Below are 22,099 nucleotides of genomic sequence, written 5' to 3'. Positions count from 1 at the left end.
ACAACTCAGCGGGGCAGCTCGGCGACGACCAGGCCACCGCGCGCCTTCGGCGTGAACCAGGTGCTCTTACGCGGCATCTTCTCCCGGGCCAGGTTCACGGCCACGAAATCGTCCACGGTCACCGGGGCGACCAGCACGGCCAGCTCGGCCCGACCGGAGTCAACCTCGCCGGTCAGCCAGCTCGCCGGGTAGTCCCCACCGACGTACGTGATCCGCTTGTCGCCCGGGTCGAGACCGAGCGCGTCACGCAGCAGCAGCCGCTCGACCAGGGCGTGGTCCAGGTTCTCCAGGCGCCCGCCGGCGACCCGCGGCAGCCGCACCGCGTACCCCTGACCGGCGAGCCGGAGGTGGACGGTGCCGCCGGTCGCCGGGACCTCGACCGGGCCGTCGATCGGGCTGATCTCCGCGCCGGCCGCCCGCAGGCGCTCCAGCAGCTCGTCGCCGCTGGTGGTCAGCTCGCTGACCAGCCGGTTGTACGGCTGGATGGCGACCGAACGTGGCGTGGTCACCACGGCCAGGAAGCGCGGTAGGCCGCCGGTCTGGGCGGCGAGGCTGCGATGGTTGCCGTCGGCGACCACCAGCTCCCCGCCGCCGGCGAGCGCGGTCAGCTCGTCCTGCTGCCGCCCCGGCCCCACCAGCCAGATCGCGTGGGTGCGCCCCGCCTGATCGGTGTCGGTGGCCGCGGGCACGCCCGCCGCCTCGGTGGCCGCAGCGAGCGCCTCGTGCAATTCCGCACCGCGCCCGGTCTGCAGCAGCAGCACCGGGGAGAGCAGGTGGCCGAGCGCCTCGGCCAGGGCGACCCGCTCCCGGACCTTGGCGATGAAGACGTCCTCGTTGCGGATCACCAGACCGGGCTCGTCGGCGCGCGTGGAGATCTGGTCGGTGTCCACCACCGCGAAGAGCCCGTACGCGGTCTCCTCACCGGGCGCGGTGATCCGGTAGAGCACCACCACCTGCTCGGCCGGGGTGTAGCTCCCATCGGCCTTGGCCTCGGCCAGCCGGGCCACGGCGTCCGGCAGCGCGTCGAGGAACGACTTGCCGAGGCTTCCCGGGGCTCGGTGCGGCATCTCGATGCCGAGAGCACTGTGCGGGTTCGCCTCGATGATCGCGGTGATCTCCGCGTCGTCGGCGAACTCGTCGTAGTTCTGCGCGCCGGTGCCGCCAGTGGTGATCCAGGCCCGGGCGATCGGATGCACGATCGTCATGCCCGCTGACGCTACCGTCGCCGTACCGACCACGGACGCGGACCCGGGCTGCCGTCCATCAGGTGAAAGCGTCGGCCCGGGCGGACCGGCCATCGCCGGCGGGCGGTCAGAAGCGGCGCTCGGCTGCGGTCCGGCGGTGCCGGCCGCCGGCGGGCGTGCCGACCGGGTCGGGTACGCCGGCCGGGCGGACCGCCGAGGCCGGCACGGTCCGCCGCGTCGTGGGGGCGGTGGTCGACGGGGCCAGCACGGCCGGCGCGGGCACCGCGCCGGGCGTCGTCCGCCGGGTCCGGGTCGGCGCCGCGCCGGGCGGCGTCAGCCGGGACGTCGCAGCCACCCGGGCGACGCCCACCACGATCGGCGGCGCGAGCAGGTCCGCCACGTCCCTGGGCAGGTCGGGTCGGATCGCCGGCCAGCGGGAGTCGTCGACCGACCAGTACGCGGGAGTCTCGGCCGCCTCTTCCAGGTTCAGCGGATCGTCACCGGACACATGGCGGTGCTTGGCCATCGGAATGCCTCCACGAGCTGCGAACTCAGCGATTACGGCTGCGGCGGACATCCGGCCAAACGAGGTCGGCGGCGGGGCGGTGACGGGCGCGGTAACTGTGTTAACAGGGGCCCCGCCGGAGACGATGACGAGGGCCCCTTCGCCGCGCCTCAGTCGAAGATCGGGTCGGCGTCCCGGGTCCGCTTCAGCTCGTAGAAGCCGGGGGTGCCGGCCACCAGCAGGACGCCGTCCCACAGCCGGCCGGCGGACTCCCCCTTCGGGGCCGGTGTGATGACCGGGCCGAAGAACGCGACGGTGCCACCGTCCGGGCCGGGGGCGTGGATCACCGGCGTGCCCACGTCCTCGCCGACCGGGCGCATACCGGCCTCGTGGCTGGCGCGCAGCGCCCCGTCGTACTCGGTGCTGTCGCCGGCTGCGGCGAGCGCCGGGTCCAGGCCGGCGTCGGCCAGCGCGGCCGCGTACAGCTCGGGCCCCCGCTCCTGCTTGCCCAGGTGGATCCGGGTACCGAGCGCGGTGTAGAGGTCGCGCAGCACGTCGCCGCCGTACCGCTGTTCCGCGGCGATGCAGACCCGCACCGGCCCCCACGCGGTGCTCAGGAACGCCCTGTAGCTCTCCGGCAGGTGGTCCCGGCCCTCGTTGAGCACCGACAGGCTCATCACGTGGAAGCGCACGTCCACGTCGCGGACCCGCTCGACCTCGAGCAGCCAACGAGACGTGATCCAGGCCCACGGGCAGGCCGGGTCGAACCACATGTCAACGGCGACACGTTCGGTCACGAGGAGGTCCCTTCGAAACGAGGACGCCGGATGTCGGACGTCTCTCCCGATCCTCACCCCGCAGGGCATCGACCGACAGAGGAATGAGACCGTGACCTCGGCCACCGCGGCAGGCCGGTGCATGGAAGACTCGGCTTCGGGCCGACCGCCACGAGCCGGTCGGCGGACGGGCGCCGCGCGGCGTAATGCGAATGGGATGGAGACGAACAGTGCCGGGAGTGCGCAACCTGACGCAGGTCGAGGCGACCGAACGGGCCCGCCTGCTCGAGGTGACCGGGTACGACATCACTCTGGACCTGTCGACAGCCGTGCAGGCGGCTGAGGGTCGTACCTTCCGGTCCACGACGGAGGTGCGCTTCCGCTGCGCCGAGCCGGGCGCGAGCACCTTCATCGAGGTGGCCGCCGACTCGGTGCGGTCGGCCACGCTGAACGGGTCCCCGGTCGACCTCGCCGACTGGTCCGCCGAGAAGGGGCTCGCTCTCGCCTGCCTGCAGAGTGAGAACACACTGGTCGTCGACGCGGACTTCGCGTACTCCCGCAGCGGGCAGGGCCTGCACCGCACCGTCGACCCGGTCGACGGCGAGACCTACCTCTACAGCCAGTTCGAGACGGCCGACGCGCAGCGGGTCTTCGCCTGTTTCGACCAGCCGGACCTGAAGAGCGTCTACACCTGGCGGGCCACGGTGCCGGAGCACTGGCGGGTCGTGTCCAACATGCCCGTCGACCGGGAGGAGCCGGCGGACGAGGGGCTGAAGACCGTCCACTTCGCCCAGTCCGCGCGCATGAGCACCTACATCACCGCGCTCTGCGCCGGGCCGTACCACGAGGTGCGCGACAGCCACGACGGCATCGACCTCGGCGTGTTCTGCCGGGCCTCGATGGCGCAGTACCTGGACGCGGACGACCTCTTCCTCATCACCAAGCAGGGCTTCGACTTCTTCCACGAGCAGTTCGGCGTCCGCTACCCGCTGCCGAAGTACGACCAGCTCTGGGTGCCCGACTTCAACGCCGGCGCGATGGAGAACTTCGGCTGCGTCACGCACGCCGAGTCGCACTACATCTTCCGCTCCCAGGTGACCGACTTCGAGTACGAGCAGCGGGCCAACACGATCCTGCACGAGATGGCCCACATGTGGTTCGGTGACCTGGTCACCATGCGGTGGTGGAACGACCTGTGGCTCAACGAGTCGTTCGCCGAGTGGGCCAGCCACTGGTGCAACACCCACGCGACCCGCTTCCGTGAGGCGTGGACGACCTTCCTGTCCATCCGGAAGAACTGGGGCTACCGGCAGGACCAGCTCTCCTCGACCCACCCGGTCTACACGGAGATGCCGGACATGGAGGCCGTCGAGGTCAACTTCGACGGCATCACGTACGCCAAGGGCGCCAGCGTGCTCAAGCAGCTGGTGGCGTACGTCGGTGAGCAGCCCTTCCTGGCCGGGCTGCGCGCGTACTTCGGCAAGCACGCCTGGGGCAACGCCACCTTTGACGACCTGCTCTCCGAGCTGGAGGCCGCCTCCGGCCGGGAGCTGCGGAAGTTCGCCGCCCAGTGGCTGGAGACCGCCCAGGTCAACACGCTGCGCCCGGAGGTGACCGTCGGCCCGGACGGCACGTACCAGCAGGTGGTGGTGCGGCAGGAGGCGCCGGCCGACTACCCGACGCTGCGTACCCACCGGATCGGGGTGGGCCTCTACGACCTGACCGACGGGCGTCTCGTCCGCCGGGAGCGGCTGGAGGTGGACGTGGTCGGCGAGCGGACCGAACTCGGCGACCTGGCCGGCGTCCGGGCGGCCGACGTGCTGCTGCTGAACGACGACGACCTCACCTACACGAAGCTCCGGCTGGACGAGGGCTCGATGGCAAACGTCGTGCAGCACATCGCCGGTTTCGAATCGTCGCTGGCTCGTGCGCTCTGCTGGACGGCCGCCTGGGACATGGTCCGCGACGCGGAGCTGGCGGCCCGGGACTACGTTGCGCTGGTGCTGGCCGGGCTGCCCGCCGAGAGCGACATCAACCTGGTCACCGCCACCCTGCGGCAGGCCACCACGACGCTCACCCTCTACGCCGACCCGGCCTGGGCGCCGACCGGTTGGGCGGGGCTGGCCCGTACCGCGAAGACGGCGCTCGCCGCCGCCGAGGCGGGCAGCGGCTTCCAGCTCGCCTGGGCCCGGGCGTACGTCTCGGCGGCCCGCTCCAGCGAGGACCTGGCGACGCTGCGGGGTTGGCTGGACGGTACCGACGTGCCGGCCGGCCTGACCATCGACACCGAGCTGCGCTGGAGCCTGCTCGCGTCTCTGGTCGCCAACGGCGCGGCCGGACCCGCCGACGTGGACGCCGAGTTGGCGCGCGACCGGACGGCGAGCGGCGAGCGCGAGGCCGCGTACGTGCACGCGCTGGTGCCCACCGCCGAGAACAAGGCCGCCGTCTGGGCGCAGCTCACCGGTCCCGAGGCGCTGCCGAACTCGCGGAACCGGGCGCTGTTGCAGGGCTTCACGCACCCGACGCAGGTCGAGCTGGTCGCGCCGTACCGGGAGAAGTACTTCGCGGCGGTCGCCCAGGTCTGGGCCAGCCGGGACAGCGAGCCCGCGCAGGAGTTCGCCCAGCTCGCCTACCCGACGTACCTCGTGGAGGACGACACGGTGGCGGCCACCGACGCCTGGCTGGCCGGCGACGGTCACCCGGCGCCGCTGCGCCGGCTGGTCGCCGAGGGGCGCGACGGCGTGGTCCGCGCCCTCAAGGCCCGCGAGCGGGACGTCCGCAGCGCCTGACGCTCGACGCGACCAGGCCCGGGGCCGGCGTGGGTGGGAGCCCGCGCCGGCCCCGGGCCGTTATCGTGGCGAAGAGGAGGTGACGTGATGGCACAGCCGGGATACGAGTGGCGCCCACCCGAGCGTGGCTGGCAGGAGCAGGATCTCTCGGACCTGCCGGAGGACGGGAACCGCTACGAGATCATCGACGGGAGCCTCCACGTGACCCCACCGGCCGGACCCGACCACCACGAGCTGGCCGACGATCTCCGGATGGCCCTGCGCCTGACCGCTCCGAAAGGCTGGCGGGTCATCCGGGAGGTCGGCGTCCGGGTGCCGGGCGGCAACTTGATCCCGGATGTCACGGTGCTCAAACCGGGTGCGTCACGTGCGCGGATGTGGGCCGAGGCTGCCGACCTCGCGCTGGTCGTGGAGGTGGAGTCACCCGGTAGCCGCCGGCACGACCGGTTCACCAAACCCGCGCTCTACGCCGAGGCCGGCATCCCGGCGTACTGGCGCGTCGAACGGGGCGATTTCGGCCCGGTGATCTACCGCTACGGGCTTGCCAAAGGCGTCCACTACGACCTGCTCGGCACGGTCGGCCCGGACGACCCGGTCGAGGTGACCGAGCCATGGCGGATGCGTCTCGATCCGGGCGACTGGCCACGCTGACAAGAGAAGCCCGGTCCGCGCGAACGCGGACCGGGCTTCGTCGTACGAGGGTCAGCCCCGGCCGGCGTGGCTGGCGAGCTGGTCGAGGCCGTTGATGATGCCGCCGGCCAGGTCGCCGAGGCCGAAGGCCGCCACCATGGAGAGCGCGGCGAGCCTGGCGTACGTGTCCGGGATGCGCTTACGCGCGTGCCGGCCGGTGACGACCTCCAGCCGCCGCTGGTTCGGCGACACCGCGATCAGCACCGAACGGTCCGGCTCGGCGAGCTGACGGTGCAGCCGCTCGGCGTGCTCACGGATCGGCTCGTCGAGGCCACCGACGAAGACCGAGAAGACGAGACCGGTGCCATGGTCGGCCAGACGGAGCGCCTCGTCGATGCGCAGCAGCTGCCGAGTCGAGAACGGGCCGTCCAGCACCTCGGGCGGGTTGCCCCTACCGACCTGCGCCTCACCAACGGTCACTTGCGCCTCCGGTTCCACCGGCCGGCGCCTCACGGCCGGCCTGCTCCTGCTTTCGGCTGGTCAGCGCCGGTGCCAGCGCGCCGGCGGCCAGGGCGGTGCCGGCCGAGTCGGCCAGCTGCTCCGGACGGCCCAGGAACCAGACCGGAGTGAAGTCGAAGGGCCGGCCCGGCCGGTAGCGCTTGGCGCCGCCGCCACCGCCATTGCCGCGGCTGGCGGCGTACGCCAGGCCTCCGATCACCAGTATGGCTGCCGCCGGGATGCCGACGAAAACCAGCAACGTGTCGGTAACAGACAATCCCAACGCCCCCAGGCGGAAGAAGAGACCTCAGGCATCAAGGTCGGTGGACAGGTTCAAGGCGTCGACCGCCCGACTCCGCTGCCATTCACGTTAGCGGAGTCGACGGCCCGCCAGATCGCGGGGTGCCGATCCCAACCGCCACTGGAGTTCTCCAATTCCGCAGCGGTAGCGATCAGCCGCGCGTCGTCACCGTACCGACCGGTCAACAGGATGCCCACGGGTAGTCCCGCCCCAGTCGTCCCTACCGGCAACGAGACGGACGGCTCTCCCGTGACGTTGAAGATGGCGCAGTACGGCGAGAACCGGCGTTGCAGGTCGAAATCCGTCGCCGGGTCACCGCCGGAGGTGAACCAGCCGACCGGTGCCTGCGGGGCGGCGAGCGTGGGGCACAACAGCAGATCGCAGCCGGCGGTACGGCGAGCGCCGAGACGCACCTGGGCCTGAAGTTCGCCGAGCGTGGCGGAGAGCATGCCCGCCGAGACCCCCGCGCCCCGGTCCCGCAGGAACCGGGTCAGCGGCAGCAGTTCGCTCTCCCGCTCCGGCGGCACCGGCGAGAGCGCCAGTACGTACCAGACGACCTCGAACAGCGGCCACGCCGCGGGCCCGAACGGCGGCGGCACGTCGACCACCTCGTGACCGGCGGCGGCGAGCAACTCCGCGGCCCGGTCTACCGCGGCGACGCAGTCGGGGTGCACCGGCTCCTCGGCAAGCATCGGCGCGGTGAACCGCCCGATCCGCAGCCGGCCCGGCGTGGCGGCGCGGGCCGCCGCGAGGTAGCCCCCGGGTGGCGGCCCCGGCGACAGGTAGGGCTCGCCCGGCACCGGCTGCGCCAGCACGTCGAGCAGGGCGGCGACGTCGGTGACCGTACGCCCGATGGGGCCGTGGGTGGGCAGGCCGAACGCGCCGAAACCGAGCGGGCCGCCGGAGACCACCCCGCGGCTGGGTTTGTAGCCGACCAGACCACAGAGCCCGGCGGGGATGCGCAGCGAGCCGCCACCGTCGGAGCCCTGTGCCACCGGCACCAGCCCCGCCGCCACCGCGGACGCCGCACCGCCGCTGGACCCGCCGGCGGTGTACGAGAGGTCCCACGGGTTGCGCGCCGGAGGCGCCACCAGACCCTCCGAGTAGAGCGAGCAGCCCAGCTCGGAGGTGGTGGTCTTGCCAAGGCTGACCAGACCGGCGGCCCGGATGAACCGGACCACGTCCGCGTCGACGGGTGGCACGAAATCGGCGAAGGCGGCCGAGCCGAAGGTCGTCCGCACCCCGGCGGTCAGCGTCAGATCCTTGATGGCGGTCGGTACGCCGTGCAGCGGCCCGCGCTCGTCGACCGGTACCGCGTCGGCGGCCCGCGCCGCCTCCCGGGCCGGCTCGACGGTGACGGTGACGAACGCGCCGACGGTGTCACCGAGCGCCGCCACCCGCGACAGGTGGTGCTCCACCAGTTCCACGCTGGACAGCTCACCGCGGGAGATCGCGGCGGCCTGATCCAACGCGGTCAGGTCGTGCAGCTCGGCCATGCCCTCATCCTGCCCGTCCGCGTGCCATCGGGCGCGAAAGACACGGAAGCGTGCGTCGCCCGGTTCCTTACCGCCCCGAGTTCGCCGTGGTTCGCACGTCCCGGGCGATCTGCGCCCTTTCCCGCGTCCTCGGCGATTCGGACCCGCTTCCTCGCGGAACTCCCGGTCGTGCCTCTCGCGCTCCCGGGACGTGTCGGCACTGATCGTCGACGTCGCTAGCCTCACCAGGGAACCTCGGCGGATTGCGGACGGAGGAGGCCATGGCCCTGCGGTTCGAGCACCGCGACACCGAGATCGGCGTGAGCCTCGTCGACCGTGTGTGGCGCACCCGCTCTGACGCGGAGGAGACGATGACGTCCGCAGCACGCACCTGCTGCCATCTGATCCTCTCGCGGGCGCAGGGACGTCTACTCGCCAGCCTGCGTGGTCCGGAGACGAAGGCGACCACGGCACCGGTCCCGCCGGGCACCGAATTCCTCGGGGTCCGGTTCGCGTTCGGTGCGGTTCTTCGGCCGCATCCTTCAGCCTCGATCGTCGATGGGCACGTGCCGCTCCCAGTGACGGAATCGGGCAGGATCGTCATCGGCGGCGAGGCCTGGGAGGCGCCGACATTCGACAACATCGAGCACTTCGTCCGGCGGTTGCAGGACGCGGGCCTGCTGGCGCGATCGCGTCTCGGGGACGAGGAGCAGGTCGCCGGGCATCCCGAAGCCGGCCCGACCGAGCGGACCCTGCAGCGTCGCTACCGAGCGATCACCGGACTTTCGCGAACCGCCGTCAGACAGATCGACCGCGCGAACGCCGCAGCCACGATGCTGCGCGACGGCCTCGACTGGCACACAGTCGTCGAGACGTTGGGGTACTTCGACCAAGCCCACCTCGCGCATGCGCTGCGTCGCTACGTCGGGCACACCGCGCGCGAACTGCAGGCGGGTCACTTCGCCTCGATGTCGTTCCTGTACAAGACCCACCCTGGGCCCGGCAGCTAGCGTCCGGCTGCCAGCCACCCTGGCCGGCTGTCCGCGACCCGAGTTCCGAGGAGAACCGTGCTACTCAGCGTCAACACCTTCGTCAGTCTCGACGGCGTCATGCAAGGACCCGGAAACCCCGACGAGGACCGCTCCGGCGGCTTCGACCGCGGCGGGTGGCTCGTACCGCATGCCTCGACCCACACCAACGAGGTCGTCGAGGGCTGGTTCCGTGAGGCCGACGCGTTCCTCTTCGGCCGTACCAGCTTCGGCCTGCTCGGCGGGTACTGGCCGAAGGTCACCGAACCTGACAACCTGATCGCCACCAAGCTCAACACGCTGCCGAAGTATGTGGTCAGCTCCACGCTGACCGACGATGAAGCCGATTGGCGCCCGACGACGGTCCTGCGCGCTGACCTGGTCGACGAGGTACGCCGCCTCAAGGAGCTTCCCGGTAAGGAACTCCAGGTTCACGGAAGCTGGAGACTCGTACAGGCGCTGCACCAGGCAGGACTGGTCGATGTCTACCGGCTGCTCCAGTACCCGGTCATCGTCGGCACGGGGAAGCGTCTGTTCCCGGACGGAACGACGCCGGCGACGTTCGCAACCGTCGAGGAGAGCTCGCACGTGCTGCCCGGCGGCGTCGTCTCGCTGACTCTCAAGCCCGCGAGCCTCGGCGCGCTCTCCGCAGGCGCGTACACGGTGGACGAGGGACGCTCGACGACGGTCCTCAACTGATGTCCGCGCCCGACAGCCACCCGTCGAAGGCGGCGAGCCGGGTGGTGGCCCCGTATCGGACGACGAGTTCGCCGAAGCGGGTAGCGACGCCCTAGCGGCCGAGGAAGCGCAGGGCGTTGCCGGACAGCAGTTTCTGCCGCTGGTCGGCGGTGAGGAAGTCCGCCCGGTGGACCACCTGCCCCACCGGTCGCTCGCCCAACGGGTACGGGTAGTCGCTGCCGACCAGCACGCGGTCCTCCCCCATGGTGTCGACCAGCAGCCGCAACGCCGCCGGGTCGAAGACCACCGAGTCGACGCAGAACCTGTCGACGTACGTGCTGGGCGGTGCGGTGGACGCCCCGCGCACCAGGTCACCGCGACGGTGCCAGGCGTTGTCGGCACGCCCGAGCCAGAACGGGAAGCTCCCGCCGCCGTGCGCGAAGCAGATCCGCAGGGTGTGGGGCACCCGGTCGAAGACCCCGCCGAGGATCAACGCCAGCACCGACAGGTGCGTCTCGGCCGGCATGCCGGTCAGCCAACGGGCCATCCAGCGATCCAGTCGAGGCCCGCCGGGCATGTCCCACGGGTGCACGAAGACGGGGGCGCCCACCTGGGCGCAGTGCGTCAGGAACTGGACGATCCCGGCGTCGTCGAGGTCGCGGTCGCCGACGTGGTTGCCGATCTCCACCCCGACGTGCCCGGCGGCGAGGCAGCGGTCCAACTCGGCGCAGGCGAGGTCGGGGTCCTGCAACGGCACCTGGCAGAACGGCACCAGCCGTCGCCCGCCGGCGGCGGTCACCTCCAACGTGAGGTCGTTGAAGATCCGGGCCACCTTCGCCGCCTGGTCGGCCGGCCGGTCGTAGCTGAAGAAGACCGGCGTCGGCGAGACGACCTGCACGTCGACGGCGTCCGCGTCCATGTCGGCCAGTCGGGTCGGCGCGTCCCAGCACTCCGCGCCGACCGGCCGGAACTCCGTCTCCCCCACCATGATCATGGCGGCGCGTTCGGAGTCGATCCGCAGCCAGGGCCAGCCGGACCCGCCGCACGCGGCGGCGAGGTCCGGCCACCCCTTCGGCACGACGTGCGTGTGCACGTCGACCAGCGGTGCGCGCATCAGCCCTTGCCCGGGTGCAGCGCGCCGCAGCCGGCACAGGTACGCGCCTTCTCGTCGGCGTAGAACGCCTGGAAGACCGGGGGCAGGTCGGCGGCGATGTCACGCACCTGCAACTCGACCTCATGCACCTTGTGCCCGCACTCCTGGCAGTACCACTGGAACTTCTCCAGGGTGCCCTCCTCGCGGACCCGCTCCACGACCACGCCGATCGAGCCGGCCTCCGGACGCTGCGGCGAGTGTGGGGTGTTCCGCGGCAACATCCACATCTCCCCCTCGCGCACGTGCACCGTACGCGGCCCCTCCGGGAGCATCAGGTTGATGTGCATGTTGCCCTTGACCTGGTAGAAGAACTCCTCGTACGGGTCGACGTGGTAGTCGGTCCGCTGGTTCGGGCCGCCCACGACCATCACGATGAAGTCGTCCCGGCCGGGGAACATCTCCTTGTTGCCGACGGGGGGCTTGAGCAGGTGCTGGTTCTGCGCGATCCAGCCCGGAAAGCTGAACGGCTCGGCGATGTCGCTCACGACTGACCTCCTGAGGGAAGAAGGGCCACGGCCTGAATCTCGATGAGCAGGTGCGGGTGGGGCAACTGGTGCACGGCGACGGTGGTCCGGGTGGGGCCCGTGGCGTCGAAGTACTCCGCCCACACCTCGTTGTAGCCGCCGAAGTCGTTCATGTTCACCAGGTACGACGTCACCTGGACCAGGTCGGACAACTCGGCGCCGACCGACCGGAGCAGATCGGCGATGTTCTCGATGACCGCACGTGTCTGCGCGCGGATGTCCAGGTCGGTGGTGCCGAACTCGTCCACCTGCACACCCGCGAAGGTGTTGTCCGGTCGCCGGGACGAGGTACCGGAGACGAAGACGAAGCCACCCGCGACCTTCACGTGCGGGAATTTCCCGCGCGGCACGGCCTTGCCCGCTACGACGCGCGCCGCGCCGCCGCTCACGACGCGGCCCGCAACGACGCGGTGCCGAGCTTCTCGACGACGGCCCGGACATGCGCGCCCGGTCGCAACGGGACGGCTGCGGTCGCGGCACCGGCGAGGAACAGCCAACCCTCACGCAGCCCCACGCCGTGCCGGCCGGCCAGCCGGATCCCCTCGTCGAGGGCACGGCGCGGGTCGCCGAGGATCGCCGCGGTCGAACCGACCTGGGCCACCCGACCGTCGATCTCCAACAGCACGCCCAGGTTCTCCAACCCGTCCGGCACCGGCGACCAGGGGCCGACCACGAAAGCCGCGGCCGACGTGTTGTCGGCGACGACGTCGGGCAGCGAGAACGTGAAATCGGCGTACCGCGAGTCGATCAGCTCGATCGCCGGCGCGACCGCGCGGACCGCGTCGGTGAAGTCGCCGACCGGCTCGCCCGGCTCGGGGAGGCGGTCCAGCAGGAACGCCACCTCCGGCTCCACCCGCGGGTGGATGTACGCCCCGGTGTCGACGGTGCCGCCGTCGGGCACCCGCATGACGTCGGTGAGCCGGCCCCAGATCACCTCGTCCACGCCGACCTGGGCCATCTTCGCCCGGCTGGTGAGCCCCATCTTGAGCCCGACGAGTCGCTCCCCCCGGTCCAGCCGGCGCTGCAGGAGCGCCGTCTGCACCGCGTACGCGGCGTCGACGTCGAGACCCGTCTCCGCGGCGAGCTGCCCGATCGCGGTGGCGGTGTCCGCGGCGAGGCCGAGCCGCTCGGCGATCCCCGCGACGTCCGGCCCGATCATGCTGAGTCACCCTTCGTCCGTGCGGCCCACCGGCGTGCTTCGTTCCTCGCGCTCACTTGCCCTCCCGGCCGGCGAGGTCCAGCGCCACGTCGACGATCATGTCCTCCTGGCCACCGACCATCCGGCGCCTGCCCAGCTCCACGAGGATGGAGCGGACGTCCACCCCGTACTTCGCGGAGGCACGCTCGGCGTGGCGCAGGAAGCTCGAGTAGACGCCGGCGTACCCGAGCGAGAGCGTCTCCCGGTCCACCTGCACCGGCCGATCCTGCAACGGCCGGACCAGGTCGTCCGCCGCGTCCATCAACGCGAACACGTCGCAGCCGTGCTTCCAGCCGTGCAGCTCGGCCACCGCGACGAAGACCTCCAGCGGGGCGTTGCCCGCGCCGGCGCCCATCCCGGCGAGTGAGGCGTCCACCCGGACCGTCCGCCCGTACGGCGCGTCGGGTCCGGCCGGCCCGGACCCGGCGATCCGGCCGTGCTCGACCGCCGTCACGCTGTTCGCCACGCCGAGCGACAGGTTGTGGTGCGCGTGGATGCCGATCTGCGTCTCCGGCTCCAGCACCTGCCGGTACGCGTCGACCCGCTCGGCCACGTCCGACATCAGCAGCCGGCCACCGGAGTCGGTGACGTAGACGCAGTGCGCACCGTACGACTCCATCAGCTTGGCCTGGGCGGCCAGCCCGGCCGGGTCGTTCATGTGCGACATCATCAGGAACCCGGAGACGTCCATGCCGTTCTCACGGGCCCAGGAGATGTGCTGGGCGGAGATGTCCGCCTCGGTGCAGTGGGTGGCGATCCGGACGCTGGTCACCCCGAGCGCGCGAGCGGCCTTCAGGTCGGCGATGGTGCCGATGCCGGGCAGCAGCAGAGTGGTCAGTCGCGCGTTCGTCAACGCCTCGGCCGCCGCGGCGATCCACTCGGCGTCGCTGGCCGCGCCGTGGCCGTAGTTGACGCTGGAACCGGCGAGCCCGTCGCCGTGGGCCACCTCGATGGCGGCCACACCGGCCGCGTCAAGCGCCGAGGCGATGGTGCGTACCTGCTCGACCGTGTACCGGTGGGCGATGGCGTGCATGCCGTCGCGCAACGTCACGTCCTGGATGTACAGGTCGGTCACGCGGTCACCCCACTGTTCACGGCCGCGGAGCCCCGCTCCGCCGCACTGCCGGTGCTCACGGCCACCCCCGTGGCCACGGCCTCGCGCCGGGCCACCAGCCGTTCGGCGGTGCGCAGCGCCGCCGACGTCATGATGTCCAGGTTCCCGGCGTACTCGGGCAGGTAGTGTCCCGCACCGGAGACCTCCAGGAAGACCGAGACCTGCAGGCCGAACAGGTGGCAACCGAGCGACGGCACGTACGTGTCCACCCGGTCGAACTGCACGTCCTGCTTGAGCCGGTAGCCGGGCACGTATTCCTGCACGGTCGCCACCATCTCCGCGACGGAGGCCGCGATCGCCCCGGTGTCGGCCTCCGGATCCGCGCAGAGACAGTAGACCGTGTCGCGCATCAGCAGCGGCGGGTCGGCCGGGTTGAGCACGATGACGGCCTTGCCCTGCTCGGCACCGCCGACGACCTCGATGGCCCGGGCCGTCGTCTCGGTGAACTCGTCGATGTTCGCCCGCGTGCCCGGGCCGGCCGACCGCGAGGAGATCGAGGCGACGATCTCGCCGTACGCCACCGGCGTCACCCGGCCCACGGCCGCGACGATCGGCACGGTGGCCTGCCCGCCGCAGGTGACCATGTTGAGGTTGCGCTCGTGCAGGTGCTCGTCGAGGTTGACCGGCGGCACCACGTACGGGCCGATCGCGGCCGGGGTCAGGTCGATGACGCTGCGCCCGTGCGCGGCCAGCACCGCGTCGTTGCGCCGGTGCGCGCCGGCCGAGGTGGCGTCGAAGACGATTTCGACGTCGGCGAACTCCGGCATGGCGACCAGGCCGTCCACCCCACCGGCGGTGGTGGCCACGCCGAGCCTGCGCGCCCGGGCCAGGCCGTCGGATTCCGGGTCGATGCCGGCCATCGCCACCATGCGCAGGCTGTCACTGAGCCGCAGCACCTTGATCATCAGATCGGTTCCGATGTTGCCGGAGCCGATCACCGCCACCCCGACACTCATCGAGCCAACCTCTCGTTCGCGACCGCAGGACTCGCAAGCTCGCTCACCGGTCACCGTCCTTTGCGAAGCAGGTACGTACCGAGCCGAGGCCGGAGATCCGCGCCTCGTACGCGGCGCCGGGCGTGACCGGCACCATCGGGCCGAGCGCCCCGGAGAGCACCACGTCCCCGGCGCGGAGCGGGTCACCCGAGCGGGCCAGGGTGCGCGCGAGCCACTCCAGCGCGTGCAGCGGATTGCCCAGGCAGGCCGCACCGGCGCCGACCGAGACCGGCTCCCCCGCCTGCTCCAGGACCATGCCGCAGAGCCGCAGGTCCACGTCGGAGAGACGGCGCGGGGTGGCACCGAGCACGAAGAGCCCGCTCGACGCGTTGTCGGCCACGGTGTCGACGATGGAGATGTCCCAGTCGGCGATCCGGGAGGCGACGATCTCGATGGCCGGCAGCAAGTGGTCGACCGCGCGGATCAGGTCGGCGGTGGTGATCCGCTCGTCGGGCAGGTCGGCCCCGAGCACGAAGGCGACCTCCGCCTCCACCCGGGGCTGGAGCAACCGCCCCATCGGCACCTCGACGCCGTCCGGGACCGCCATGTCGTCGAAGAGCACCCCGAAGTCCGGCTGGAATACGCCGAAGCTCTCCTGCACCGCCCGGGAGGTGAGCCCGATCTTGGCCCCCACCCGGCGGTGACCCTCGCCGAGCCGCTGCCGGGTGTACACCTGCTGCACCTGGTAGGCCGCCTCGATGTCCCCCTCGGGCAGCAGCCGTCCCCGCAGGGGCGGGCACGGCTTCCCCTCCTGGCGGGCGCGCACGAGTTCGCGGCTCGCCGCTTCGATGTCGACGGTCATGGCCGCTCCTCGATGCGTACGGTGGCGCCGGGGTGCATCCTGCCCGGGGCGCCCGCTCGCGGCCCCCCGCGGACGAGCCGGATGGCCGGCCCGCTCATGCGAGGTCCACGCAGACGTTGGTGAGTTCGGAGTAGAAGTCCAGCGAGTGGATGCCGCCCTCGCGGCCGATGCCGGACGCTTTCACCCCACCGAACGGGGTGCGCAGGTCGCGCAGGAACCAGGTGTTCACCCAGACGATGCCGGCGTCGAGCCGGACACCGGCCCGGTGCGCCCGGCCCACGTCCCGCGTCCACACCGTCGCCGCGAGGCCGTACTCGGTGCCGTTGGCCAGCGCGTACGCCTCCTCCTCGTCGTCGAACGCCGCCACGTGCACGACCGGCCCGAAGATCTCCTCGCGGTTCGTCCGGGCATCCGGGCTGAGCCCGGTCAACACCGTCGGCTGCACGTACGCCCCGCCGTCGCGGGCGTCCCCGAAGCGCGGTGTGCCACCCCCGGCGAGCACCTGCGCGCCCTCGGCGCGGGCCACGTCGTAGTGGCCGAGCACCTTGGTGCGGTGCCCGTGCGAGATCAGCGGCATGGTGGCGGTGGCCTCGTCGATCGGCCAGCCGTACGCCAGTTCGCCCGCCCGTTTCGCGAGCCGTGCGGTGAACTCCTCGAAGACCGGCCGCTGCACGTAGATGCGTTCGGTGCAGAGGCAGACCTGCCCACCGTTGGTGAAGCTGGAACGCACCGAGCCGGCGACCGCCGCGTCCAGGTCCGCGTCGGCGAAGACCAGCCCGGCGTTCTTGCCACCGAGCTCGAAGCTGACCGCCTTCACCCCGTCGGCGGCGGCGCGCATGATGGCGCTGCCGGTGGCCGACTCGCCGGTGAACGTGATCGCGTCGACTCCCGGGTGCCGGGTGAGGTGCTCCCCCGCCGAGTCCGGCCCGAACCCGTGCACCAGGTTGAACACCCCCGCCGGTACGCCCGCCGCTGCCATCACCTCCGCGAGCAGCGTCGCCGAGGCGGGGGTCTCCTCGCTGGGCTTCACCACCACTGCGTTGCCGCAGGCCAGGGCCGGCGCGACCTTCCAGGTGAGCAGCAACAGCGGCAGGTTCCACGGAACGATGACGGCTACCACGCCGACCGGTTTGCGCACGGCGTAGTTGAGCGCGCGCCCACCGGTGGGGGTGACGGTGGTGAACGACTCGGTGGGCGCGGACGCGACGATCTCGGCGAAGGCCCGGAAGTTCGCTGCCCCACGCGGGATGTCGAGCGTCCGGGCCTGCGAGATGGACTTACCGGTGTCGGCCACTTCGGCGGTGACCAGGTCGTCGAAGCGGCGCTCCAGCTCGTCGGCGACCCGGCGCAGCACCTCCGCGCGCTCGCGCTCGCCCATCCGGCCCCAGGGGCCGCGCAGCGCCGACCGGGCGGCGGTCACCGCGTCGTCCACGCAGGACGCGTCCGCCTCCACCACCTCGAACACCGGGTCGCCGGTGACCGGGCTGGCCTTGGTGAAACGCCGCCCCGAGTCGACGAACTCACCGGCGACGAAGTTGCGCAGCAGGCCCGGCCCGTCCGGTGCGCGCCCGGTCATCAGCCGGGGATCCCACATGACGGTCATCGACGCCTCCCTCGGCCGAACGCCGCACCGACGGCGCCGACCAGCAGGGCCGCCGCGCCCGCGGCGACCACACCGAGCGCCTGGTGTTGCCGGCGCACCCGACTGACCACCTCGGCGTACGGGGTGGTGGAGAAGGACACCAGCTCGTAGCGGGAGACGTACCGGCCCGGCAGCGCCCGCTCCAGCGCGTGCTCGACCTTGCGGCCGAGCTGGAACAGCGGTGAGGCGACCTTGTCCCGCATCTCCACGAAGTTCGCCAGCGCCATCCGGGCGATCGCCTCGGTGTTGTCCTGCCGGCGCTGCTGGAACAGCGGCAACGCGGCCGCCCAGTCGTCGCCGCACTCGTCCAGGCAACGGTCCAGCTCGACCACGTCCTCGAACGCGCAGTTCGCGCCCTGGCCGTAGAACGGCACGATGGCGTGCGCCGCGTCGCCGAGCAGGCCGACCTTTCCGGCGGCCTGCCACGGCGTGCAGCGGACCGTGCCGAGGACACCTACCGGGTTGTGCTGGTAGTCGTCCACGAGGTTCGGCGCGAGCGGGATCAGGTCCGGGTAGTGCTCGGCGAAGTGCCGTTGGATCGCCGCCGGGCTGCCCAGCGAGGCGAAGGCCGACGTGCCGTGCGTCGGCCAGAAGAGCGTGCAGGTGAAGGAGCGGTCCGGGTTCGGCAGCGCGATCATCATCGAGGTGCCGCGCGGCCAGATGTGCAGGGCGTCCGGATCCAGCGCGAAGTCGCCTCCCATCGGCGGGATGGTCAGCTCCTTGTAGCCGTAGTCGAGGAAGTCCAGGCTCTCGTCGAGCAGCCCGTTGGCGAGCAGCTGACCCCGTACGGCCGATCCGGCTCCGTCCGTGCCGAGGACCACCTCGGCGTTCGCCGTCACCTTGCCCTGTGGGGTCTCGAACGTCATCTCGCCGGTGGCCGGGTCGAGGCCGACGAGCCGGTGATCGAAGGCGGCCCGTACGCCGGGCAGCGCGGTGGCCGCGTCGAGCAGGGCGTTGTTCAACGCGCCCCGGCTGATCGAGTTGATCGCCCGGTCCCCGGAGGCGCTGTAGGACTGGAACTGCGGTTCCCCCGCCACCGGGTGGATCATCCGGCCGCGCATCGGCAGGGCGTCGGTCATCACCTGCTCGTCGAGGCCGATCCGGCGCAGCGCGTCCAGGCCGCGCTCGGAGAGGGCCAGGTTGATCGAGCGGCCGCGCTCGACCCGTCCGGTACGCGGATCGGGCCGCCGCTCGTAGAGCGCCACCCGGTAGCCGCGCCGGGCCAGGAAGCAGGCCAGCAGGCAGCCGGCCAGCCCCGCGCCGACCACCGCGATCTCGTCGTGTTCCCGGTTCATCGGGTCACCTCCGCGACGGTCGCGGCCAGCGCGTCGGCGACCCGCCAGCAGTCGTGGTACGTGGAGTAGAGCGGGACCGGGGCGAACCGGAGGATGTCGGGCTCTCGGGCGTCGGCGATCACGCCGTGCTCATGGCGCAGCCGCTTGCTGAGTTCCGCGGCGCTGCCGGCGGCGACGCGTACCGACAGTTGGCACCCGTGCCGCTGCGGATCCCGTGGGGTGACCACGGTCAGCGGCCGGTCGGCGCTCACCTCGTCGAGCAGCCGCCGCAGGTATCCGGTGAGGCGCAGGCTCCGCTCGCGCAGCGCCGGCATGCCGACGGTGTCGAAGAGCTCGAGCGAGGTGCGGACCGGCCCCATCGAGAAGATCGGCGGGTTGGAGATCTGCCACGCCTCCACGGTGGCCGGTGGCCGGGACACCGGAGTCATCTCGAACCGGGTCGCGGCGTCGGTGCTCCACCAGCCCTCGAAGCGGGGCAACGTCGGGTCGCCGAGGTGCCGCTCGTGCACGAACGCCCCGGCCAACGCCCCGGGCCCGGAGTTCAGGTACTTGTACGAGCACCAGGCGGCGAAGTCCACCCCCCAGTCGTGCAGGTGCAGCGGCACGTTGCCGGCGGCGTGCGCGAGGTCCCAGCCGACGATCGCGCCGGCGGCCCGGCCGGCCTCGGTGATCGCCGGGATGTCCAGCAGCTCGCCGGTGAGGTAGTTGACGCCGCCCAGCAGCACCAGCGCCACGCGGTCGCCCGCCGTGGCCAGGTAGTCGGTCACGTCCCCGGTGCGCAGGGTGTCCTCACCCGGGCGGGGCCGCAGCCGGACCACTGTCTCGTCGGGGTCGAGCCCGTGGAACCGGGCCTGGCTGCGTACGGCGTAGCTGTCCGACGGGAAGGCGCTGTCCTCGATGACGATCCGGGTACGCCGCCCGGCCGGGCGGTAGAAGCTGACCATCAGCAGGTGCAGGTTGACCGTGAGCGAGTTCATCACCACGGTCTCCGCCGGCCGGGCGCCGACCAGTCGCGCGGCCGGTTCGGTGAGCAGCTCGTGGTACGGCAGCCAGGGCCGCTGCGCCTCCAGGTGCCCCTCGACGCCGAACTGACGCCAGGCGTCCAGGTCAGCGAGGAGCTCCTCACGGGTGGCTCGCGGCTGTAGTCCGAGCGAGTTCCCGGCCAGATAGGCGGCCTCCGGGTAGCGACCACCGTCGGCGGGAGGCACGTGGAACAGGTGGCGGTGCCCGGGATCGGTCGCGTCGAGCTGGCGGGCCTCGTCCTCCGGCGCGGTGATTCGGGGTGGGACGGAGTGAGGGGCGTTCATTCGGTTGCTTTCTCGCTCTCGTTCACATGCTGGTGCGGGCCGACCACAGCTCGGGGAAGACCACCCGGGCCATGCTGCGCTGCAGCCACGCCAATCCGGCGGAGCCGCCGCTGCCGACCTTGGCGCCCATCGTCCGCTGCACGGCCTTGACATGCTGCCAGCGCCACTCGCCGAACTGGTCGGCCACCTCGGTGAGCGCCTCGCCGAGCAGCCGGAGGTGGTTGTCCGGCTGCTCGGCGGCGTAGATCGCCACCCAGGCCGCCTCGATCTGCGGGTGCGTCTCGTGCTCGACGCTGACGTCCCGGTCGAGCACCTCGGCGGGGACGTCGAAACCGTGCCGGGCGAGCAGCGCGACGACGTCGTCCCAGAGGCTCGGCGCGGCGAGGGTCTCGCGCAGCTCGTCGTACACGTCCGGGTGCCGGCGGAACGGCCGGATGAGCGCCGGGTCCCGGAGACCGAGCAGGAACTCCAGCTGCCGGTACATGGCGGACTGGAAGCCGGACGCCTCGCCGAGCAGGTCGCGGAACCGGTTGAAGTCGGCGGGCGTCATCCAGCGCAGCCCGCGCCAGGCCGCGTTGAGCGCCTCCAGGTGCAGGGCGGCCCGGCGCAGCGGCGCGAGCGCGTCCCAAACCTGGTCGGCGCGGATCATCGCCTGGGCCTGGAGCAGCTCGTAGCGGGTCAGCCCGAAGTAGAGCTCCATGATCTGGGTGACCATGAGGAAGGACATCTCGCCCGGGTCGTCACTGAGCGGTTGTTGCAACCGGTGCAGGGTGCTCGCGTGGGTGTACACGTCGTAGGGCACCCGGCCGGCGAACTCCAGAGTCGGCTTGCCGCCGGTATGTGCCGCCTTGGCCGCCCGCTGCTGCGGCGTGACCGGGCGTACCGCCGAGGTCAGCGTCGGGCTCCGCAGCTCCATCTGCTCCACCTGTCGTCTCCTTCGAGCCGGATTCACAACATGATGTCGCGGGTGGTTCGCCCGATGGAATGCCTGATCGACGGTACTTCCCGACGCCCACCTGTCGCGCGAAAGGCATGAGGGCGCTTCTGGTTAAGGAACGTAAGATCGGCCAATGGACGACATGGACTGGACGCTGCTACGGGAATTGCAGACCGATGCGCGCCTCTCCTTCAGCGAACTCTCCCGCCGCGTGCACCTCTCGCCACCCGCGGTGGCCGAGCGGGTGCGCCGGCTGGAGGAGTCGGGGGTGATAACCGGCTATCACGCCCATGTCGACCTGGGCCGGGCCGGGCGCACCGTGGGCGCGCTCATCCAGATGAACTGCTACGGGCCGCGTTGCATCCTCAACAACGAGCAGGTCGCCGGGTGGCCGGAGATCCTGGAGATCCACCGGATCACCGGAGACGCGTGCTGTGTCCTGCGGGTGGCGGCCGGGTCGATCGTCGAGTTCGAGCGCGTCATCGACCGGCTCGCCCCGCACGGTCAGCCCTCCAGCACGATGATCCTCTCCACCCCGCTCGACTGGCACCCGATCACCCCACTGCCCGGGACCGCCGGACCGGAGGCCGACCTCCGCCGCCGCTGACCGGGCACGTCACCGCACTGTCGCAGCACGTCCGCCCGGATCCGCCCCGGGTTTGCCGGCGGACCAGAGGGAAAGCACCGCGGGTCGCCCCAGCAGGACCGGTGCACCGGTGCCGGGAGGGAGGATCATGCGGGGTCAGCGACCGGACGGCGGTGTGGTTCCCGCCCCGTCGATCATCAGCAGGCTGCTCGGGGCGTTCGCGCTGATCGCGGCGTTCGTCCTGGTCGGCGCCGCGCCCGCGCGGGCGGGCGAGAACGTGTTCGTCGAGGTCACGCCGAACAGCGTCCAGGCCGGCGAACGAGTGAACATCCGGGCCAGCTGCGACAACAACAACCGGCAGGCGCAGGTCGAGTCGGACGCGTTCGGACGGGTGACGGTACGGCCGGACAACGGGTTCCTGACCGGCTCGGCCACCGTGCCGCGGGACAAGCAGCCCGGTGACTACCCGGTCAATCTGCGCTGCCCGAACGGGAGCAACGCGTCCACCATGCTCACCGTGCTGAACATGGCCCAGCCGAGCAAGGGCCCGGCCACCGGCGGTGGGGGCACCGCCACGGGTGGGCGCACCGGCACGATGCTGCTGGTCGGCGGGCTGGCCGCGGCCGGCGTCGCGGTGGCCCTGGGCATGCTGGGCAGCCGCCGTCGCGGAGCCGGTTCCTGA

22 protein-coding genes and 1 pseudogene are annotated in these 22,099 nt (G+C 71.8%); 6 read left to right on the top strand and 17 right to left on the bottom strand.

The annotated features are described in order from the left end of the window. Window positions 1–5: 5 nt before the first annotated feature. From BXA10_RS21390 to BXA10_RS21380, 3 genes are all read right to left on the bottom strand, one after another. Complete coding sequence (locus tag BXA10_RS21390; RefSeq protein WP_076472575.1) at window positions 6–1,205, bottom strand: DUF1015 family protein; 1,200 nt, start codon at window positions 1,203–1,205, stop codon at window positions 6–8. A 106-nt stretch (window positions 1,206–1,311) separates the two neighbouring features. Next, window positions 1,312–1,710 carry a hypothetical protein gene (locus BXA10_RS21385; RefSeq protein WP_076472574.1) on the bottom strand — a complete coding sequence of 133 codons (399 nt, stop codon included), beginning with the start codon at window positions 1,708–1,710 and terminating at the stop codon, window positions 1,312–1,314. 149 nt (window positions 1,711–1,859) lie between these two features. After that, complete coding sequence (locus tag BXA10_RS21380; protein ID WP_076472573.1) at window positions 1,860–2,486, bottom strand: mycothiol-dependent nitroreductase Rv2466c family protein; 627 nt, start codon at window positions 2,484–2,486, stop codon at window positions 1,860–1,862. A 218-nt stretch (window positions 2,487–2,704) separates the two neighbouring features. On the opposite strand from BXA10_RS21380, the gene pepN reads away from it, so the two are divergent. Then, window positions 2,705–5,254 carry an aminopeptidase N gene (gene pepN / locus BXA10_RS21375; protein ID WP_076472572.1) on the top strand — a complete coding sequence of 850 codons (2,550 nt, stop codon included), beginning with the start codon at window positions 2,705–2,707 and terminating at the stop codon, window positions 5,252–5,254. 87 nt (window positions 5,255–5,341) lie between these two features. Then, entirely contained in the window at window positions 5,342–5,905 is a 564-nt protein-coding gene (locus BXA10_RS21370; protein ID WP_076472571.1) for a Uma2 family endonuclease, read from the top strand. Window positions 5,906–5,956: 51 nt separating this feature from the next. On the opposite strand, the gene BXA10_RS21365 is transcribed toward BXA10_RS21370, so the two are convergent. Genes BXA10_RS21365 through BXA10_RS21355 form a run of 3 tightly spaced genes read right to left on the bottom strand, consistent with a single transcriptional unit; the run spans window position 5,957 to window position 8,179 of the window. Then, window positions 5,957–6,364, bottom strand: coding sequence for a DUF5130 family protein (locus tag BXA10_RS21365; RefSeq protein ID WP_076472570.1), 408 nt, complete (start codon window positions 6,362–6,364; stop codon window positions 5,957–5,959). Then, window positions 6,351–6,659, bottom strand: coding sequence for an aa3-type cytochrome oxidase subunit CtaJ (gene ctaJ / locus BXA10_RS21360; RefSeq protein ID WP_483869397.1), 309 nt, complete (start codon window positions 6,657–6,659; stop codon window positions 6,351–6,353). The genes BXA10_RS21365 and ctaJ overlap by 14 nt, the downstream gene beginning before the upstream one ends. A 56-nt stretch (window positions 6,660–6,715) precedes the next feature. Continuing rightward, window positions 6,716–8,179 carry an amidase gene (locus tag BXA10_RS21355; RefSeq protein WP_076472568.1) on the bottom strand — a complete coding sequence of 488 codons (1,464 nt, stop codon included), beginning with the start codon at window positions 8,177–8,179 and terminating at the stop codon, window positions 6,716–6,718. Window positions 8,180–8,439: 260 nt separating this feature from the next. On the opposite strand from BXA10_RS21355, the gene BXA10_RS21350 reads away from it, so the two are divergent. Next, complete coding sequence (locus tag BXA10_RS21350) at window positions 8,440–9,168, top strand: helix-turn-helix domain-containing protein (protein ID WP_076472567.1); 729 nt, start codon at window positions 8,440–8,442, stop codon at window positions 9,166–9,168. 57 nt (window positions 9,169–9,225) lie between these two features. Then, on the top strand, window positions 9,226–9,885 hold the full coding sequence (locus BXA10_RS21345) for a dihydrofolate reductase family protein (RefSeq protein ID WP_076472566.1): 660 nt from the start codon (window positions 9,226–9,228) through the stop codon (window positions 9,883–9,885). Between the two features lie 91 nt (window positions 9,886–9,976). Here the strand turns inward: BXA10_RS21345 and BXA10_RS21340 are convergent, their stop codons facing one another. From BXA10_RS21340 to BXA10_RS21290, 11 genes and pseudogenes are all read right to left on the bottom strand, one after another. Next, window positions 9,977–10,978, bottom strand: a complete 1,002-nt coding sequence (locus tag BXA10_RS21340; protein WP_076472565.1) for an amidohydrolase family protein — start codon at window positions 10,976–10,978, stop codon at window positions 9,977–9,979. After that, window positions 10,978–11,502 (bottom strand): 3-hydroxyanthranilate 3,4-dioxygenase, encoded by a 525-nt coding sequence (locus BXA10_RS21335; protein ID WP_076472564.1) that lies wholly within the window; start codon window positions 11,500–11,502, stop codon window positions 10,978–10,980. The genes BXA10_RS21340 and BXA10_RS21335 overlap by 1 nt, the downstream gene beginning before the upstream one ends. Beyond that, window positions 11,499–11,930, bottom strand: coding sequence for a RidA family protein (locus BXA10_RS21330; RefSeq protein ID WP_076472563.1), 432 nt, complete (start codon window positions 11,928–11,930; stop codon window positions 11,499–11,501). The genes BXA10_RS21335 and BXA10_RS21330 overlap by 4 nt, the downstream gene beginning before the upstream one ends. Then, the gene (locus tag BXA10_RS21325) at window positions 11,927–12,700 is read right to left on the bottom strand and encodes a 2-keto-4-pentenoate hydratase (RefSeq protein ID WP_076472560.1); all 774 of its coding nucleotides are present in this window, start codon (window positions 12,698–12,700) and stop codon (window positions 11,927–11,929) included. Before BXA10_RS21325 ends, BXA10_RS21330 begins: the two co-directional genes overlap by 4 nt. Before the next feature lie 52 nt (window positions 12,701–12,752). After that, on the bottom strand, window positions 12,753–13,814 hold the full coding sequence (gene dmpG, locus BXA10_RS21320) for a 4-hydroxy-2-oxovalerate aldolase (RefSeq protein WP_076472558.1): 1,062 nt from the start codon (window positions 13,812–13,814) through the stop codon (window positions 12,753–12,755). Window positions 13,815–13,885: 71 nt separating this feature from the next. Then, a pseudogene (locus BXA10_RS21315) lies at window positions 13,886–14,809 on the bottom strand (acetaldehyde dehydrogenase (acetylating)); the annotation flags it as partial. A gap of 43 nt (window positions 14,810–14,852) precedes the next feature. Next, a complete protein-coding gene (locus BXA10_RS21310) occupies window positions 14,853–15,650 on the bottom strand; it encodes a 2-keto-4-pentenoate hydratase (protein ID WP_076472556.1) in 798 nt (265 codons plus the stop codon). A 94-nt stretch (window positions 15,651–15,744) separates the two neighbouring features. Continuing rightward, a complete protein-coding gene (locus BXA10_RS21305; protein ID WP_076472609.1) occupies window positions 15,745–17,226 on the bottom strand; it encodes a 2-hydroxymuconic semialdehyde dehydrogenase in 1,482 nt (493 codons plus the stop codon). Window positions 17,227–17,249: 23 nt separating this feature from the next. After that, complete coding sequence (locus tag BXA10_RS21300; RefSeq protein WP_076472554.1) at window positions 17,250–18,587, bottom strand: FAD-dependent oxidoreductase; 1,338 nt, start codon at window positions 18,585–18,587, stop codon at window positions 17,250–17,252. After that, complete coding sequence (gene kynU, locus BXA10_RS21295; RefSeq protein ID WP_076472551.1) at window positions 18,584–19,894, bottom strand: kynureninase; 1,311 nt, start codon at window positions 19,892–19,894, stop codon at window positions 18,584–18,586. Before kynU ends, BXA10_RS21300 begins: the two co-directional genes overlap by 4 nt. Before the next feature lie 22 nt (window positions 19,895–19,916). Next, window positions 19,917–20,819: a tryptophan 2,3-dioxygenase gene (locus BXA10_RS21290; RefSeq protein WP_076472548.1), complete on the bottom strand. Its 903-nt coding sequence runs from the start codon at window positions 20,817–20,819 to the stop codon at window positions 19,917–19,919. Window positions 20,820–20,964: 145 nt separating this feature from the next. Between BXA10_RS21290 and BXA10_RS21285 the strand changes: the two genes are divergently transcribed. Both BXA10_RS21285 and BXA10_RS21280 read left to right on the top strand, forming a co-directional pair. Further along, window positions 20,965–21,438, top strand: coding sequence for an Lrp/AsnC family transcriptional regulator (locus BXA10_RS21285; protein ID WP_076472545.1), 474 nt, complete (start codon window positions 20,965–20,967; stop codon window positions 21,436–21,438). Window positions 21,439–21,565: 127 nt separating this feature from the next. Next, window positions 21,566–22,099, top strand: a complete 534-nt coding sequence (locus BXA10_RS21280; RefSeq protein ID WP_076472544.1) for a hypothetical protein — start codon at window positions 21,566–21,568, stop codon at window positions 22,097–22,099.

It is taken from the genome of Micromonospora avicenniae, from assembly GCF_900156065.1.
GTDB lineage: Bacteria > Actinomycetota > Actinomycetes > Mycobacteriales > Micromonosporaceae > Micromonospora > Micromonospora avicenniae.
Note: the sequence above shows the minus strand (reverse complement) of the source record. Positions and strands in the feature narration are given on the sequence as shown.